The organism is Bacillus sp. OTU530, assembly GCF_038440375.1.
This window is the reverse complement of the sequence record NZ_JASATP010000006.1, coordinates 107,207-124,975: the sequence shown is the minus strand read 5'-3', so window position 1 is coordinate 124,975 and position 17,769 is coordinate 107,207. Positions and strand designations below refer to the sequence as shown.

Annotated in this window: 16 protein-coding genes and 2 other annotated features; of the genes, 13 read left to right on the top strand and 3 right to left on the bottom strand. The window is 42.0% G+C overall.

Translation table 11 applies throughout. The features are described from left to right. Positions 1–230 precede the first annotated feature (230 nt). Positions 231–367 (top strand) — a sequence feature (ribosomal protein L20 leader region). A gap of 65 nt (positions 368–432) precedes the next feature. From infC to AAHB12_RS06385, 8 genes are all read left to right on the top strand, one after another. After that, complete coding sequence (infC, locus tag AAHB12_RS06420; protein ID WP_129727882.1) at positions 433–939, top strand: translation initiation factor IF-3; 507 nt, start codon at positions 433–435, stop codon at positions 937–939. A 17-nt stretch (positions 940–956) separates the two neighbouring features. Continuing rightward, positions 957–1,154: a 50S ribosomal protein L35 gene (rpmI, locus tag AAHB12_RS06415; RefSeq protein ID WP_129727792.1), complete on the top strand. Its 198-nt coding sequence runs from the start codon at positions 957–959 to the stop codon at positions 1,152–1,154. 41 nt (positions 1,155–1,195) lie between these two features. Further along, the gene (rplT, locus tag AAHB12_RS06410) at positions 1,196–1,555 is read left to right on the top strand and encodes a 50S ribosomal protein L20 (protein WP_342044685.1); all 360 of its coding nucleotides are present in this window, start codon (positions 1,196–1,198) and stop codon (positions 1,553–1,555) included. A gap of 370 nt (positions 1,556–1,925) precedes the next feature. Beyond that, positions 1,926–2,540, top strand: a complete 615-nt coding sequence (locus AAHB12_RS06405; protein ID WP_129727790.1) for an acetate uptake transporter — start codon at positions 1,926–1,928, stop codon at positions 2,538–2,540. Between the two features lie 174 nt (positions 2,541–2,714). Further along, entirely contained in the window at positions 2,715–3,206 is a 492-nt protein-coding gene (locus AAHB12_RS06400) for a dUTP diphosphatase (protein ID WP_129727789.1), read from the top strand. Positions 3,207–3,275: 69 nt separating this feature from the next. Then, positions 3,276–4,361: a M42 family metallopeptidase gene (locus AAHB12_RS06395; protein ID WP_342044730.1), complete on the top strand. Its 1,086-nt coding sequence runs from the start codon at positions 3,276–3,278 to the stop codon at positions 4,359–4,361. Positions 4,362–4,771: 410 nt separating this feature from the next. Then, a complete protein-coding gene (locus AAHB12_RS06390) occupies positions 4,772–5,425 on the top strand; it encodes an HlyD family secretion protein (RefSeq protein ID WP_129727787.1) in 654 nt (217 codons plus the stop codon). Positions 5,426–5,437: 12 nt separating this feature from the next. Further along, a complete protein-coding gene (locus AAHB12_RS06385) occupies positions 5,438–7,270 on the top strand; it encodes a DHA2 family efflux MFS transporter permease subunit (RefSeq protein WP_342044684.1) in 1,833 nt (610 codons plus the stop codon). Positions 7,271–7,383: 113 nt separating this feature from the next. Here AAHB12_RS06385 and dctA read toward each other — a convergent pair whose 3' ends face one another. Beyond that, entirely contained in the window at positions 7,384–8,718 is a 1,335-nt protein-coding gene (dctA, locus tag AAHB12_RS06380; RefSeq protein ID WP_342044683.1) for a C4-dicarboxylate transporter DctA, read from the bottom strand. A gap of 554 nt (positions 8,719–9,272) precedes the next feature. Here dctA and AAHB12_RS06375 point away from each other — a divergent pair. Next, on the top strand, positions 9,273–10,451 hold the full coding sequence (locus tag AAHB12_RS06375) for an amidase (protein WP_342044682.1): 1,179 nt from the start codon (positions 9,273–9,275) through the stop codon (positions 10,449–10,451). A 141-nt stretch (positions 10,452–10,592) separates the two neighbouring features. On the opposite strand, the gene sspI is transcribed toward AAHB12_RS06375, so the two are convergent. Continuing rightward, entirely contained in the window at positions 10,593–10,811 is a 219-nt protein-coding gene (sspI, locus tag AAHB12_RS06370; RefSeq protein WP_129727783.1) for a small acid-soluble spore protein SspI, read from the bottom strand. A gap of 110 nt (positions 10,812–10,921) precedes the next feature. On the opposite strand from sspI, the gene AAHB12_RS06365 reads away from it, so the two are divergent. The 3 genes from AAHB12_RS06365 (at position 10,922) to pheT (ending at position 15,511) form a co-directional block, all read left to right on the top strand. Further along, a complete protein-coding gene (locus tag AAHB12_RS06365; RefSeq protein WP_129727782.1) occupies positions 10,922–11,683 on the top strand; it encodes a TrmH family RNA methyltransferase in 762 nt (253 codons plus the stop codon). Between the two features lie 60 nt (positions 11,684–11,743). After that, positions 11,744–11,973: a binding site (T-box leader), on the top strand. 65 nt (positions 11,974–12,038) lie between these two features. Continuing rightward, on the top strand, positions 12,039–13,073 hold the full coding sequence (pheS, locus tag AAHB12_RS06360) for a phenylalanine--tRNA ligase subunit alpha (protein WP_129727781.1): 1,035 nt from the start codon (positions 12,039–12,041) through the stop codon (positions 13,071–13,073). 17 nt (positions 13,074–13,090) lie between these two features. Then, on the top strand, positions 13,091–15,511 hold the full coding sequence (gene pheT, locus AAHB12_RS06355) for a phenylalanine--tRNA ligase subunit beta (RefSeq protein WP_342044681.1): 2,421 nt from the start codon (positions 13,091–13,093) through the stop codon (positions 15,509–15,511). A gap of 464 nt (positions 15,512–15,975) precedes the next feature. Here the strand turns inward: pheT and AAHB12_RS06350 are convergent, their stop codons facing one another. Next, positions 15,976–16,674 (bottom strand): SDR family NAD(P)-dependent oxidoreductase, encoded by a 699-nt coding sequence (locus AAHB12_RS06350; protein WP_129727779.1) that lies wholly within the window; start codon positions 16,672–16,674, stop codon positions 15,976–15,978. Between the two features lie 550 nt (positions 16,675–17,224). Between AAHB12_RS06350 and AAHB12_RS06345 the strand changes: the two genes are divergently transcribed. Beyond that, positions 17,225–17,722, top strand: a complete 498-nt coding sequence (locus AAHB12_RS06345; protein WP_342044680.1) for a HEAT repeat domain-containing protein — start codon at positions 17,225–17,227, stop codon at positions 17,720–17,722. The last annotated feature ends 47 nt before the right edge of the window (positions 17,723–17,769 follow it).

Genomic DNA, 17,769 nt, shown 5'->3' with positions numbered 1-17,769 from the left:
TCCTCGCCAGTCAGTGAGTTTTCTCTATTCCGCCTTAATTTGTTAGCATCGTAAAAAGAAACACTATAGTCTAGTCAAAAGGACTGTGTTCTAAACATACTCCTTTAAAAAAATATTGCATCATTTCCGTTTCTCTGCTACAATACTTTTTGTTGTTACTTTTACATGTGACTTCTTGACATAGGATTACCAAATATGGTATAGTTTCTGAGGAAAAAGAATACTTAATTGTGAACAAGCAGGAGCACCCGCTTCTCACCTGATGGACGCTAGAAGGCAGTTAACAGGTTACAACATATGTTGTATGTAACGGATATAAACAGTTACAGTGTGGGTGTATTGTATATGCCCGCACTTTTTTATTGGGCGCAAACATTCTGCCGCAGAAGTATTCTCATAAAACCTTGGAGGTGGCTTACTATTAGCAAGGACATGATGATCAATGAGCAAATTCGTGCTCGTGAGGTACGTTTAGTTGGACCGACTGGCGATCAGCTTGGAATTAAATCCCGTCAAGAAGCGATGGAAATCGCTGCCAATGTGAATCTCGATCTTGTTATGGTTGCTCCAACTGCGAAACCACCTGTGTGCCGCATTATGGACTACGGAAAATTCCGCTTTGAGCAGCAAAAGAAAGAGAAAGATCAGCGTAAAAACCAAAAAATTATTAGTATTAAAGAAATTCGTTTAAGCCCGACAATTGATGAGCATGACTTTAACACGAAGCTTCGCAATGCCATTAAGTTTTTAGAGAAAGGCGATAAGGTTAAAGCATCTATTCGCTTTAAAGGACGCGCGATTACTCATAAAGAAATCGGTCAACGCGTATTAGATCGTTTCTCTGAAGCTTGTGCAGAGGTAAGTACAGTGGAATCCGCTCCGCGTATGGACGGTCGTAGCATGTTCTTAGTTTTAGCACCTAAAAACGATAGCAAGTAATAGAGGAGGAAACCCACATGCCTAAACAAAAAACTCACCGTGGCGCTGCAAAGCGTTTCAAAAAGACTGGAACTGGTAAGCTTAAGCGTTCCCATGCTTACACAAGCCACTTATTCGCTAACAAATCTACAAAAGCAAAACGCAAGCTTCGTAAAGCTGGAGTAGTAAGCGCAGGCGATTTCAAACGTATTCGCCAAATGCTTGACAACATTTAATCAGACTTCGGTTAACATAGATATCTTAGGAGGTAAGAAATATGCCAAGAGTAAAAGGCGGTACAGTTACTCGTAAACGTCGTAAAAAAGTTTTAAAATTAGCTAAAGGTTTCTACGGTTCTAAACATACATTATTTAAAGTTGCTAACCAACAGGTTATGAAATCTTTAATGTATGCATTCCGCGACCGTCGCCAAAAGAAACGTGACTTCCGCAAACTTTGGGTTACTCGTATCAATGCGGCTGCTCGTATCAACGGTCTTTCCTACAGCAAATTCATGCACGGCTTAAAATTAGCTGGCATCGAAGTAAACCGCAAAATGCTTGCTGACCTTGCTGTAACTGATGCACAAGGCTTTGCACAATTAGCGGACGCTGCGAAAAACAGCTTAAATAAGTAATTTAGCGAATCCCTTTAGGACATGTCCTGAAGGGATTTTTACTTTTTACACTTTAAGAAAGTATAAATTTCTAGCTGGAAGCCAATTCGACGTAGTTGGAAATTTTAAGAATACAGTATAAGTGTAACTACGCCTCTGTCTTTATCGAATGGTTCGCCAATCAGTGAGTTTTCTTTACAGGGTAGATAAAATTATTAAAAGATAAAATATTCATGTAAGCGTATCCTTGTGTTGGAAATTGTCTTTCTTCGTGTTATTTGCAGTCTTGTATCTAAAAACACGTATAGAGCTATACTGCTGATGCTCTTGACAGATCTTGTCGAATTTTGTATCGTTTTCAAGTATGTTTTAAAAAATAAGGGAGGATCACATGAACAGTCAAGTACAGCAAGTTAAAATTACAACGGCAGATCCATCTGCACTTGGGTTATTCGGTCTTGCGATGGTGACGCTTGTCGCGTCTTCACAAAAGCTCGGTTGGACCGAAGGAGTTTCTCTTGTTCTGCCATGGGCCATTTTCTTAGGTGGCTTTGCTCAATTGTTTGCATGTATTCACGATGCAAAGCACAATAACACGTTCGGAACAACAGCTTTTGGCGCATTTGCTTTGTTTTGGTTCGGTGTTGGTACATCGTGGCTGATTAATCTAGGAGTGTTTGGAGAGGCATTGGCGAAAGCTGCTGACCCAAAGCAACTGGGCATTGCATTTATTGGTTATTTAATTTTTAGCATTTTTATGACAATTGGAGCAATGGAAACACATAAAGTACTATTTATCATTTTTGTTCTTATTGATTTCTTATTTATCGGTTTGTCATTAAGTACGTTAGGTGTTGCTCCTGAATTTACTCATGAAATTGCGGCATTTGCGGAGTTATTCATTGCGCTATTTTCGTTTTATGCTTCGGCTGCCGCAGTGTTGAACACACATTTTGGACGAGTTGTTCTTCCAGTTGGCAAGCCATTTGGGATATTCAAGAAATAATATAGCAAGCTATTAGAGTTTTAATTGAAGGCCGGGTAATCTTACCTCTGGCCTTTTTGTTTTGTTTTTCATCTAGTACATAAAATATGAGATAGCACCTGTTAATAAATCGTCTTTCCTCAATAAAAGCGCACTGATATAATGAAGCTTGAGAAAGCTAGGGGGAATACAAACGTGGACTTATTACATTTGTTTAAGCTGCAAAAAGAATTAGATGAGCGTATCCTGAAGGAACATAATTTAGAGCCAAAGAAGCTATTAAAGGAAAAAACACTTGCACTGCTTGTGGAAATAGGAGAATTGGCTAACGAAACGCGCTGCTTTAAATATTGGAGTACAAGGCCGTCCTCAGAGCGGGAGGTTATTTTAGAGGAATATGTAGACGGGTTTCATTTTATTTTATCGGTTGGGATCGATTTAGGTGTGGATAAAAACTTTTTATTTTATAAGTGTGCACACGCGAATAAGACAACTGTGCAAACCTTTTTAGATGTATATGCAAGGGTGATTCGCTTCCACGATCAGCCGTCTATTACAAACTATATTGAATTATTTACAAGCTATCTGCGACTTGGACAAGCGCTTGATTTTTCGCAGGAGGATATTGAGAGGGCCTATCTGGCTAAGAACGAGGTCAATCATCAGCGTCAAACGCAAGGCTACTAAGGGCATGCTTTGAACATCATCATACCCTCCTGTATAATGGAAGAGATAGACAAAAAGGAGGGTATGATGATGCAAAATCTAGATCCTACATTAAAGATGCTTAAGGAATTAACAGATGCGAATGGCGTTGCTGGAAATGAACGTGAAGTACGCGAGGTAATGAAAACATACATAGCATCCTATGCGGATGAAATCATGACAGATAATCTTGGAAGCTTAATTGCCAAAAAAACAGGTGATGCGAGTGGTCCAAAAATTATGGTGGCTGGACATTTGGACGAGGTTGGTTTCATGGTAACACAAATCGATGACAAGGGCTTTCTCCGCTTCCAAACAGTTGGCGGCTGGTGGGGGCAGGTGATGTTAGCGCAGCGTGTAACGGTTGTGACAAGAAACGGAAATATCACAGGTGTTATCGGTTCAAAGCCTCCTCATATTTTGCCGGTTGAAGCACGCAAAAAGCCGGTGGAAATTAAAGATATGTTTATTGATATCGGTGCTTCCAGCAAGGATGAAGCTTCAGAGTGGGGAGTTCGTCCAGGTGATCAAGTTGTGCCGTATTTTGAATTTCAAGTGATGAAAAATGAAAAAATGCTTCTTGCAAAAGCATGGGATAACCGTATTGGCTGTGCGATTGCGATCGATGTGTTAAAGCAGCTCAAGAATCAATCGCATCCGAATACAGTGTATGGGGTCGCGACTGTACAGGAAGAGGTTGGTCTGCGCGGTGCAAAAACATCTGCACACCTTGTCGATCCAGATATTGCATTTGCGGTTGATGTTGGCATTGCAGGAGACACGCCAGGCGTAACCGAAAAAGAAGCGCAAGGAAAGCTTGGAAAAGGCCCGCAAATTATTTTATATGATGCGTCTATCGTATCACATAAGGGTCTACGCGATTTTGTTGTTGGGGTAGCGGATGAATTAAACATTCCATATCAATACGACTCAATGGCGGGCGGTGGAACGGATGCTGGTGCTATTCATGTGACGCTTAATGGTGTACCTGCTATGTCCATTACAATTGCTACGCGTTATATTCATTCGAATGCTGCAATGCTTCATCGAGATGACTATGAAAATGCAATAAAGCTACTTGTAGAAGTGATTAAACGATTGGATAGGATGACTGTACATCGTATTACCTTTGACTAAGAGGGAAAAAGGCGAAGGGGGATAACCTTTCGCTTTTTTTGTACTATAGGAATGTATAAATTTTCAACTAGAAGCGAATTCGACGGAGCGGGAAATTTTAGGAATATAGTATCAGTAGAGCTGCGCCTCTGTCTTCATCTAAAGGGGATATTTTCCAAACGGCGAAAATTTCTTTACTTTATGTGAGATTTTTTAAAACAAATTAGTTTCTATCTTCGAAAAAACTCTTTATAATATGAAAGTATGCTCTTACTGAAAGGAAAAATGAGACTGGCATAGTGGATTCGTATGCTTTTGCCATTTAATTAACATTGTTAATAATTTGTTTTGTTTAATAAAAAATAGGAATCCAGGTCGGCTGTTTTTCACATTATAGTTAAGAGACGATAAAAAGGAAGGGAAGAAAATAAATGAATCAGTTTCGCCGACTCGTAGCAGTCAATATTATCACTTTGCTTGTATTGATAGGAGGAGGTTTTCTTGGCTATTATTACTACAATCAAGCACAAAATTATTTAACAACGGACAATGCCAAAGTTGATGGAAAGGCAATTTCAATTGCTTCTCCTGCAGCTGGACAGCTTACTGAATGGACAGCGACAACAGGAAGAGCATACAGTGCCGGTGAAAAGGTGGGTACTGTTCAAGCAAGCAGTGCTGCAGGTGTGCAACAGCTTGATATTACAGTTCCTGTCGGTTCCACGGTAGTTCAATCTAACGCAACAGAAAATACGTTTATCGCTGCAGGTTCTCCATTGGCATATGCATACGACATGAACAATTTATGGGTAACAGCAAATATTAAAGAGACTGACATTGATGATGTGAAAGAAGGACAGGATGTAGATGTGTATGTTGACGCATATCCAAATACAACCTTAACAGGAGTGGTGGACCAAGTTGGTTTAACGACAGCTAATACATTCTCCTTGCTTCCATCTGGAAACACGACAGCCAATTATACAAAGGTAACGCAGGTCGTACCAGTGAAAATTACTTTAGATCATACGAAATCTGTGAACATTGTGCCTGGGATGAACGTGTCAGTCCGCATTCACAAGTAAGGAGGAGATTGTATGTCCTCAACAATTATTGCTGTATACGCTGTGTTTTGCGTTATTATATTTGCCGCTGTGAACCTAGTGCTCCGTCGCAGAAAGAATGCGGAGTCAGCGGTTCAAGAACACAGTGGTACGGTAAAACACGAACATGATGAAGAAACAGTGTATCGGGCAGAGGCAACAGAACCTTCTCAGGAAGAAGGGCGTGCCTCTTCAGAGGAAGTTTTGCAGGCCGCAGCAACAGCGGTCGAAGAAGAAATTCCAGTTCCCACACCGGAGCAAGCGGCGCAGCAGCCACAATCGGAGCAGCCGCAATCGGAAAAACCAGCTTTTAGTATTGCTGCTGTTTTAACCGTTCTTGTGCTGGGAATGTTTATCTCTATTTTAAATCAAACAGTTATTAATGTTGCCTTACCTGCATTAATGAATGAATTTAATATTTCCACGTCAACCGGTCAGTGGTTGTCAACAGGATTTATGCTTGTAAACGGGATTTTAGTTCCGATTAGCGCGTATTTAATTCAAACCTTTACGTATCGAAAGCTCTTTTTAGCTGCGATGATATTCTTTACGGTTGGCTCTATTGTTTGTGCGATAGCAGTGAACTTTCCTGTTATGATGGCAGGGCGTGTTATTCAGGCTGTCGGTGCTGGTATTTTAATGCCAGTTGGGATGAATATCTTCATGACACTCTTCCCGCCAGCAAAGCGCGGGGCGGCAATGGGCTTGCTCGGTGTTGCGATGATTTTAGCTCCGGCGATTGGGCCGACAATTGCGGGCTGGCTCGTCGAAAACTATACGTGGAATCTTATGTTTTACGGTATGTTTGTGATTGGACTTGTCATCTTTTTACTTGCTCTTCGGTTGTTTACGTTGGTACAGCCGTTATCAAAACCAAAGTTTGACTTGGTCGGCGCGATTTCCTCAACCATTGGTCTCGGTACATTATTGTATGGCTTTAGTGAAGCTGGGAATAAGGGTTGGGATAGCGCAGAGGTTATTATCATGTTTATAATCGGGGTGATTGGACTCGTCTTCTTTGTACGTTGGGAATTGAAGGCCGAGACAAAGTTATTGGATTTAACAATTTTTTCAATTCCAGCTTTTTCCTTCACGTTGTTTATTAATATGATTATTACAATGGCTTTGTTTGGCGGAATGCTGTTGCTTCCGGTTTATCTGCAAAACATTCGGGGCTTCACTCCGATTGAGTCCGGATTATTGCTCCTTCCGGGATCATTAATTATGGGACTTATGGGACCGTTCGCTGGAAAGCTATTTGATAAATACGGCATAAGACCGTTAGCGATTTTCGGTATGATTCTGATGACGTATGGAACATATGAATATACACATCTTTCGCTCGATACGTCATACGGGCATATTATGAGTATCTATATTCTGCGCTCCTTTGGGATGGCGTTTATTATGATGCCTATTATGACTGCTGGGATGAACGCACTGCCGATGAATAAAATTTCACACGGTACTGCTTCACAAAATACGCTGCGGTCGGTAGCTGGTGCAATTGGAACAGCTATTCTTGTTACAGTTATGACGCGGCAAACCACCTTCCATGCGGCTGATTATACCAATCAGGTGACGGCAACGAACCCTGTGCTAAGCACAAGCTTTGCCCAGGCAGGACAAGGTGTAGCTGCGCTTGCGCATGTTCCAGCGCAGACGGGATCCGCACTTGAAACAACCCTGCTATATAGTCAGGTTATGAAGCTATCTACCATTAATGGAATTAATGATGCGTTCTGGGTGGCAACGGTTTTATCGGGACTTGCCCTTGTGCTATCATTTTTCTTACATTCTGGTAAGCGGCAGACAGCTAAGAAATAAGAAGGTATAGTAAAGAAAAGGCGAACCACTCTTTGAGGATGGTTCGCTTTTTTTTTGCACTGTAGGAAAGTATAAATTTTCAGCTAGAAGTGGGTAGCTTAACGCAAGGATCCTTAGGATACATTTGAATCGGTTAGATTAGAAGCATTCACCTCTGTGTTGTTGGGGAGGTAGGTAATGCGACCATCAAGAGTGTCTTTCGCTCGGTTAATATCCAGTAATCTTTCCCATCGTGCAATGATGAACGTGGCAACAGCATAACCGATAATGTTCACAGTTGTACGGTAATTGCCCATAAAACGATCTGGAGCAAGCATGAGAGCAATTGCTGCTATAGGAATGGATCCGGTTGCTGCTGCGGTTGCTGACAGTGCAACAAAAGCTGAACCTGGAATACCTGCCATCCCTTTTGAGGTTAATAAGAGAACTCCTAAAATCATGATTTGGTCAACAAGGCTTAAATCAATACCAGTCGCTTGTGCAAGAAAGACCAACGCAAGTGATAAATAAAGAGAAGCCCCATCCAGGTTGAATGAATATCCAGTTGGAACCACTAGACCGACAACAGCGCGGCTACAACCAGCATGCTCGAACTTGTCCATCAGCTGGGGCATGACTGCTTCCGATGATCCTGTTGCAAACGCAAGCATAATCTCTTCCCGGATATAGAGAACTAATTTCCAGAGACTAAGACCGAGGAAGACCCGCGTGATGATAGCCAATACAAGAAGAAATGCCAGGCATGCAATAGTCATAGCTATAAAAAGTTTACCAAACGATACAAGTGTGTCCATTCCATACTGACTAACAGCGAACGCCATTGCGCCGAATGTAGCAATTGCCGTTAGTTTCATAATATAATCCATGATTTTAAACAAGACCTTATTAACCTTCTCTAAAAGGTCGAGGATAGTCTCCGATGTATGGCCACCTACATGTACAAGCGCAAAGCCGAACAAGCAAGAAATTAGCAGAACCTGCAGCATAGAGTTATTTATAAATGCTCCAACGGCACTATCTGGAATAATATTAAGTAAAAACTCGGCTTCACTCGGGAGTTCTGCACCTTGGGTTTTTGCTTCTATTTCTGTTGTTGTGAGAGTAGAAGGGTCGATATTCATGCCCTTGCCGGGGTTGGTTACATTCGCTACAACCATACCGATAATTAATGCAAGTGTAGTAATGATTTCGAAATAAAGGAGTGTTTTCCCGCCTATTCTACCAACGGTTTTAATGTTGCCAACCTTTGCAATCCCCACAACAACAACACCGAAAACAAGAGGTGCAATAATCATTTTAATTAATTTAACAAAGCCATCGCCAAGCGGTTTTAATGCTAATCCAAGTTTGGGGAATAAATAACCGACTAAGATACCTGCAAGAATTGATAGTATAATCTGAAAAAACAGTCCTTTGTAAAAGGGGGGCTTTACTTTTTCCTGCTTCATACATTTTCTCCTTTCATGTTTGCATAATTCTTAATGGGATTTCCAAGATACTTGATGTTATAAAAAGCAACATGTTATGTAATATGTATATATTAACCTAGCCGATCGGTTTTTTCATTGGATGTTTTAACTAAAACTCAAAAAAACAGTTGGTTATTATGTATAATAATATTATTAGAAATTTGAATTGGTGTTATTTAATGTAACATACCGTTTGTTGCTGAATGGGGATATTACAGGCACCGCTGTTCCAGTGCATCCATCATGTTTACTGTATTCATCTTACGTTCAATCCTTTATTTTCCCTCCATTAAGGTGGTTCCTTAGAAAACAGGAAAGTCTAATAATTCACTTCATGTTTTTCTTCTTTGTTGATTTAGTTAATATAAACAATAAAACAACTAAATGTTTTACATTTTTATGAGTGTTTTTACCTAGTGGTTATTTTACAATCATTGTAGATTACTCACTATGTGAATCGATGTGACAATTCATTGTAGAAAAGGTCTCATTTGAAATGACTAAAAAATGGCATTAGATTGGAGGGATCCACGATGAATGATCAGTGGAATGCATTTGTAGATGAAGATATAAATATTGAAGCAACAGGGGCAGGGCGGTTAAATGGTTTAACGTTTGCAGTGAAGGATGTGTTTGCGATTCAGGGCTATACGAATGGAGCCGGAAATCCTGATTGGCTCCGTACACATATGCCCGCAGCTCAACATGCACCCGCTATTGAGCGCCTTCTGAAACATGGGGCAAAATTAAAGGGCACCGTACAAACAGATGAATTGATGTATAGTTTGAACGGTGAAAATTTTCATTACGGTACACCCGTAAATCCAAAGGCTGTTGATCGAATTCCAGGGGGATCCTCCAGTGGATCAGCAGTTGCGGTAGCTGCCGGATTAGTAGACTTCGCGTTAGGGACTGATACCGGAGGATCTGTTCGGATTCCCTCCTCCTACTGTGGGATCTATGGTTTCCGACCTACACACGGTGCTGTTTTGGTTGACGGGGTGATTCCATTAGCCAAAAGCTTTGATACAGTTGGCTGGATGGCTAAGAATCCTGAATTACTACTTGAGATCGCCTATATCCTGATAGATGGTCAAAGTGCGGAAGGGCAATTTCATAACATCTTTTGGGCGGAAGAGGCATGGGGAGCGTTGAATACAAACGACAAAGAGGCACTGTTAGCTTTTCAGCCCCCATTAAAAGAAATAATGAATCATAGTGAGTGGATAAAAATTTCTGAAGAGGGGATAGCAGAGTGGTCGAATACGTTTCGTATTCTTCAAGGACTAGAGATTTGGAGTGAACACGGCGAATGGATCCGCAGGGAAAATCCGAACTTTGGACCTGGGATTGCTGAAAGATTTCAGTGGACAAGTACATTGAAAAAGAGTGAGAGTCTTCCTCAATATGAATTAAGAGAAAAGATTCGCCAATCGATGTCAAATCTTTTAGGAGAAGCAGGGTTATTAGTCATTCCAACTGCTCCTGGAGCAGCGCCATTGCTCAAGTTGCAAGGAGAAAAAGCGGAGCAATATCGAGCGAAAACAATGCAGCTGTCTTGTATCGCAGGTTTAGCTGGGTTACCGCAGATCACGCTTCCATTAACAAAAGTGAACGGGCTCCCGATAGGGTTATCGTTCATTGCTAACCGTCACCAAGACCTGAAGTTATTGCGTTGGACGAGTGAGTTTTTAGCTAAAAAGCAGTTTTAATTGGCCGTTTGTTATCAGCTTATCATAAGGCAAGCGTTTTAAAGTTACTCTTCTTCTTGCGGAGTTTCGGGTATGGTTATATGGAAAAAACGGGTGGTGTAAAGTTATCTCTACATCACCCGTTTTTTCATATAACCTCTTTTACTGATTATCGTTCTTTACACCAGTCTCTAATGTAGATAGCATTTGATGCTTCTCTTGCTCGCTTGCATGATTCCAAATGACCTCAAATAACACACCAAGACCAGGCAGCATTTTTTCTTCACCGCTTTGAATAGCATCAACAATCGTGTCTTCCAACTGCGCTTGAGAGTTCCCGGAAATGTTTGCAAGTACTGCACCGCGTAAATTAAAATTCATTCAGCACACCTCTTTTATGTAATATAAAAACCACTGTAATTATTGTTTGTTGTTTTATTAGAAATATGCAAAATGGTTTATAATGTATAGGGAAGTGAGGGATATCATCCATGAATAGAATTGATTCATTACAAAATCCGCGCATTAAGCAGTGGAAGAAGCTGCAAACAAAAAAAGAGCGTGATAAAACAGGGACGTTTATTGTAGAAGGTTTTCACCTTGTGGAAGAAGCGCTGAAAGCCAATGTCGTGCAGCAGATTATTCTAAGTGAGCAGGCAGATTTGCCGGCAAATTGGAGCGTGGACAACACAGATGTATTTGTTGTAACAGAGGCTATTAGTAAGGCGATCAGCGAAACAGAGACGCCGCAGGGCGTATTTGCGGTATGTGAGAAAATAGAAAGTAACGTTCAGCTTGAAAATGGGAAGTTTCTACTGCTTGATGGGATTCAAGATCCTGGAAATTTAGGGACGATCATTCGTACAGCTGACGCGGCGGGCATTACTGCCGTGATTCTCGGAGAAGGATGCGTTGATGTATATAACAGCAAGGTGCTTCGCTCAACACAGGGATCTGTGTTTCATTTACCGATTATAAAAGGAAGTCTGGGAGAATGGATGGATAAGCTGCAGCAGCTTAGCATTCCAATCTATGGAACAGCTTTGCAGCATGCGGTGCCTTATACGGAGGTCAAAGCTCCTGGAAGATTCGCGCTCATCGTCGGAAATGAGGGAAGCGGTGTACGTCCGGAATTGTTAGAGAAGTGCGATCAGAATTTGTACATTCCCATTTATGGGCAGGCAGAGTCGTTAAATGTATCTGTTGCGACAGGCATTTTGGCCTATTATTTACAAAGCAAGGTTGATAATTAGAAAAAAGACACTTATAATTAAGTCTTGAATAAATTGTTATAAAGCTAAAAATACATATCACAAAAAATGATGATAGAGAAGAGTAGCAAATAGAGCGCCATACAGGGAGAAAATGCCTAAGACTGGAAGCATTTTTATGGTAGGGATTTGTGAATTCACCTCTGGAGTTGGCGCTGGGACCATGGATATCATGTAAAGGCGTTCCGGCATAATGCCGTTACCGAAATGAAGCGGGCAGATATATTTCTGCCAATTAGGGTGGTACCGCGAGACTAAGTCTCGTCCCTTCATAGGGATGAGGCTTTTTTTATTTGTAAAATTTTCACTTCATTAATATATATAGGAGGTTTTTTTCATGGAAGCACGTTTGAAAGAGCTGCAGCAAGAAGCGCTTGAGAAAATTGAAGCGGCATCTGAACTGAAAGAGTTAAATGATGTGCGCGTGGCGTATTTAGGAAAGAAAGGACCGATTACGGAGGTTTTGCGCGGTATGGGCAAATTGTCCGCAGAGGAGCGTCCTCGTATGGGAGCACTTGTGAATGATGTGCGCGAAGCGATCCAAACTCGTCTAGATGAAAAAGTGGCACAGCTTGAGCAGGCGGCAATCGCGAAGCAATTAGAATCTGAAACAATTGATGTAACATTGCCAGGTCGTCCTGTGAGTGTTGGCTCTCACCATCCGCTTACAGCTGTTATCGAAGAAATTGAAGACTTATTTATTGGTATGGGCTACGAAATTGCAGAAGGCCCAGAAGTGGAGCGCGATTACTACAACTTTGAAGCATTGAACTTGCCAAAGGGCCACCCAGCTCGTGATATGCAGGATTCTTTCTATATTACAGATGAAATTCTTCTTCGTACGCATACATCTCCGGTGCAGGCAAGAACAATGGAGAAAAATGAAGAAAAAGGTCCAATCAAAATCATTTGCCCAGGTAAAGTATACCGACGTGATGATGACGATGCGACACACTCCCATCAGTTCATGCAAATTGAGGGTCTTGTAATCGATAAAAATATTCGCATGAGCGATTTAAAAGGCACGCTGCAAGCATTTGCGAAGAAATTATTTGGTGAAGAGCGCGAAATCCGTCTGCGCCCAAGCTTCTTCCCGTTCACAGAGCCATCTGTTGAGATGGATATTTCCTGTATGATGTGCGGTGGTAAGGGCTGCGGAACTTGTAAAGGAACAGGCTGGATTGAAATTTTGGGTGCGGGTATGGTTCATCCAAATGTGCTTCGCATGGCTGGCTACGATCCGAAGGAATATCAGGGCTTTGCTTTCGGTATGGGACCTGAGCGTATTGCAATGCTGAAATATGGCGTAGATGACATCCGCCATTTCTATACAAACGATGTACGATTCTTACAGCAATTTAAACGAGCGTAAAAGGGGAGGGCATAAACATGTTCGTATCTTATAAATGGTTACAGCAATATGTAGATATTGATGGTCTAACGGCTGAGCAATTAGCTGATAAAATTACAAAGGCCGGCATTGAAGTAGAAGGCGTAGAGCTTTTAAATCAAGGGGCAACAAATGTCGTTGTCGGCTATGTGATGGAGCGCGAAAAGCATCCGGAAGCAGATAAATTAAGCAAATGCCTTGTAGATGTTGGGGAAGACGAGCCAGTGCAAATTATTTGCGGCGCGAAAAATGTAGCACAAGGACAAAAGGTAGCAGTCGCAAAGGTTGGTGCGCGTTTACCGGGCGGTCTTAAAATCAAAAAGGCGAAGCTTCGCGGTGAAGCATCACACGGGATGATTTGTTCCCTGCAAGAGCTTGGCATTGAAGGAAAGCTTGTCCCGAAGGAATATTCAGAGGGTATTTTCGTATTTCCTGCGGACGCAGAGGTTGGAGCGGATGCGATTGAGCAACTGAACTTGGATGACCAAGTGCTAGAGCTTGGCTTAACGCCAAACCGTGCTGACTGCTTGAACATGCTTGGTGTAGCATATGAGGTAGCAGCGATTATTGGCAAGGAAGTGAAAATGCCAAGTATTGAACTGCAAGAAACAAATGAAAAAGCATCTGACTATATTTCCATTCGTGTAGATGCACCGGAGCAAAACCCGCTATATATTGCAAAAGTGGTGAAAAACGTAAAAATTGGCCCATCTCCTATTTGGATGCAAACACGCCTCATGGCAGCTGGTGTTCGTCCTCTTAACAATGTAGTAGATATTACGAACTATATTCTGATGGAATACGGTCAGCCGCTTCATGCATTCGATTATGATAAGCTTGGCTCCAAGGAAATCGTTGTTCGTCTTGCAGAGGAAGGCGAGAAGGTGGAAACACTTGATGGCACAGAGCGTACATTGAAAAATGATCATTTGTTAATCACAAACGGATCAAAAGGTGTTGCGATTGCTGGTGTAATGGGCGGTGCAAATTCAGAGGTAGATGAAAACACAGTTAACGTGTTAATTGAATCTGCTTACTTCACAGGCTCTGCAATTCGTAAAGCGTCCAAAGACTTAGGTCTTCGCAGTGAAGCAAGCGCACGCTATGAAAAGGGCATTGACCCGCAGCGTACATTCGAAGCAGCGCAGCGTGCGGCAGCGTTAATGGCACAATACGCAGGCGGCGAAGTGTTAGAAGGTGCTGCCGAGGTGAATAACCTGAAGCTCGAGCAAAATACGGTTTCTGTCTCTGTTGAGAAAATTAACAGTGTGCTAGGAACTGCCATTACAGCTGAAGAGGTAGCGGCGATTTTCACAAACTTAAAATTCCCATTTTCACAAGAGAACGGAACATTCCAAGTAGAAGTGCCAACAAGAAGACCTGATATTACAATCGAAGAGGACCTAGTAGAAGAAGTAGGCCGTTTATATGGTTATGACCATATTCCAGCTACGCTTCCAGTGGCGGAAACAACACGCGGCAAGCTGTCCGAAAAGCAGGCAAAGCGTCGTAAAACACGCCGTTATTTAGAGGGAGCAGGATTATACGAAGCAATTACGTATTCCTTAACAAGCGCGGAAAAGGCGAAGCAATATGCATTAAAGGAAACAGCTCTTGAGCCGATTCGTCTTGCGCTTCCGATGAGCGAAGAGCGCAGCCAGCTTCGTTTAAGTTTGGTGCCGCATTTGTTAGAGGCAGCTTCTTATAACAATGCACGTAAAATTGAAAACGTGGCACTGTATGAAATCGGCTCTGTTTTCTTGCCGGCGGGACAAGAAGAGCAGCCAAAAGAAGAGCAGCATCTTGCCGGTGTCATGACTGGACTTGTGCTGAATCACCCGTGGCAGGGCGAGAAAAAAGCAGTTGATTTTTATGTTGTGAAAGGTGTGCTCGAAGGCTTATTTGATGTGCTTGGTGTAACAGAAAAGATTTCATATGCTGCGGCTAAACGTGCTGATTTGCACCCAGGACGTACAGCAAGCATCTTGTTAGATGGCGAGGAAATTGGCTATATCGGTCAAGTGCATCCAGAAATGCAAAAGCAATTAGACGTGAAGGAAACATATGTTTTTGAATTGTCTCTTGCCGCATTGTTTGGTGCGGATGTTGCCGAGGTGAGCTATGAAAGCATTCCTCGTTTCCCATCTATGACACGTGACATGGCGCTTGTTGTTAAAGCAGACGTTCTTGCTGGGGATGTACATCGCACGATTGTGGAAGCTGGCGGCGAATTGTTAAAAGAAGTTGCTTTATTTGACCTATATCAAGGTGAAAAAATGGAAGCAGGCAAAAAATCGTTAGCATTCTCACTTCGTTACTACAATCCAGAGCGTACGCTAACGGATGAAGAAGTAACAGAAGCACATAGCCGTGTGTTGCAGGCTGTGGAGGAAACATTCGGGGCGGAGCTTCGGAAATAATACGTAATAAATGAGCAAGGACAATGCAGAGGCATTGTCCTTGTGTTTTATACTTTAGGAAAAGATAAATTTCCAGTTAGAAGTGAATTCGACGTAGCGAGCAATTTTAGGAAGAAAGTATAAGTGCAACTCCGCCTCTGTCTTCGCCCAAGGACAGGGCTCGCCAGTCGGCGAGTTTTCTTTACACTGTAGGAAAGTATAAATTCCCAGCTAGGGGTGAATTCGACGTAGTCGGAAATTTTAGGAACACAGTATAAGTGCAACTACACCTCTGTCTTCGCCCAAGGACAGGGCTCGCCAATCGGTGAGTTTTCTTTACACTGTAGGAAAGTATAAATTCCCAGCTGGAAGTTCATTCGACGTAGTGGGGAATTTTAGGAATACAGTGTAAGTGCAACTCCGCCTCTGTCTTCACCCAAGAGCAGGGCTCGCCAGTCGGCGAGTTTTCTTTATAAGAAAATGCATTAATCTCTTGCTAGTTGAAAATCTTCTAATTGAATAACGCGCCTTTCACCAGTAGAATGGACCTCCGCTAATGCAACAACGTACGGTGCAACATTGGCAGGATCATCACCTATATTAGCTAAATTTGTTTTCATTACACCTGGGTTAAAGACATGCACATGAATCCCATTTTTATGCTCTTCATCCTGAACAGAATACGTTAATGCTTCAATTGCCGCTTTACTCGCAGCATATGCGCCAAAGCCCGCTGCACCTTCGCGGACCAACCCGGACGTAATATTAATAATATGACCGGATTTTTGATTTCGCATAATCGGAATGCATTCCCGCATCATTAAAAACACACTCGTAGCATTATTATGGATTTGGTACTCCCATGAATCTAGCGGACTATCAATAAGAGGATATTGCTGGAAAACGGCTGCGTTATTAATTAACACATTAATTTTTTGAAACTTAGCCAATGCAGCTTGCACAAGCATTTTTACATCAGACTCAGATGATACATCTGCGCGGATTGGCAGCACTGTAACATTATACTGACTTGTAATTAAGTCCTCCACTTGTTCGAGCTTAGCATAATTACGACCGCAAATCACAAGATTCGCCCCAGCTTTTGCGAAGGCGAGTGCTGTTTCCTTCCCTAAACCGCTCCCAGCTCCAGAAATGATGACGACCTTTCCCTTTACATGTTCCATACATCGTCTCCTTTCATTAAAAAAGCATACATGACCTTCCTATGATGATTACTGCTATTATATACCATCTGAAAAGCGATTGTATTCAAAATATTATGATTATTTAGGAGGAAGGATGCCATACAATACATGCTTTGTTCCAATGTAAAAAAGGATAAATTTCTAACTGGAAGACAGCTCGACGTAGTGAGAAATTTTAGGGATACAGCATAAGTAGGGCTACGCCTCTGACCTCTCCCAAGGCCCAAAATGGCAGACTCCGGGCGAACCTCCGCAAAAGGCAAAAAGCGCCTTTTACTCCGGCCCACCCCTACGCTGCCATAAAAGGCGGGCCTTGTCCGCTTTTCTTTATTGCAGTCTGATTTCGGAAACCTACAAAAAAATTGCGGTTTTCCGAAGAGAGGTTTGCGGAAACCCGCAAGCGTAGTTCTGTTAATATAAAGGTAATCCAAGTGAAAGTTCTTCCGCTGCTCATGATTTCCTTGGAGAGCTTTTAATTCCTGCCCAAGTATGCAATGAACAAACTAAACGAAGTGAGGTGAATCTGTGAATGAGCAAGGCTCCGGTGGATCTTCAAATGCTACAATTCGAAAGTTCCAGCATTCCGGAGACATGGAAGGTGATTCAAAGCTTGCAAAAGGAACAAGCCATTCAATTTATCGTAGATGCCTTGCAAGACGAGCATGATGCTATAAAAATGCTGGCGGTAAGGATGATGGAGCAGCTAGGTGAGGAATTTTCAGATGCCATACCTGTAATTACTCCATTACTGCTTCATACAAAGGAGCAAACAAGAATGGCAAGTGCTTTAGCATTAGTAAGGATTGGAGGGAAGAGTGTACCATACCTAATGAAAGAGCTGGCCTCAGAAAATAAAAGCGGTCGTTTTTGGGCAGCTTGGTCCATTTCATTGATTAATCCTTCTTGCCTGACCTACGATGCGCTGGAGTTGCTGGAGAGCGTAGGTGCTCATTCAAACAGTACAATAGAAATAATGGCAGCTCAAGAAGCACTAGGAAAAATAACTGCTTTAGTGATAAATTTATAAAAAATTTATCAAAAATTTATAAAAAACCCTTATAAATGGTAATTTTG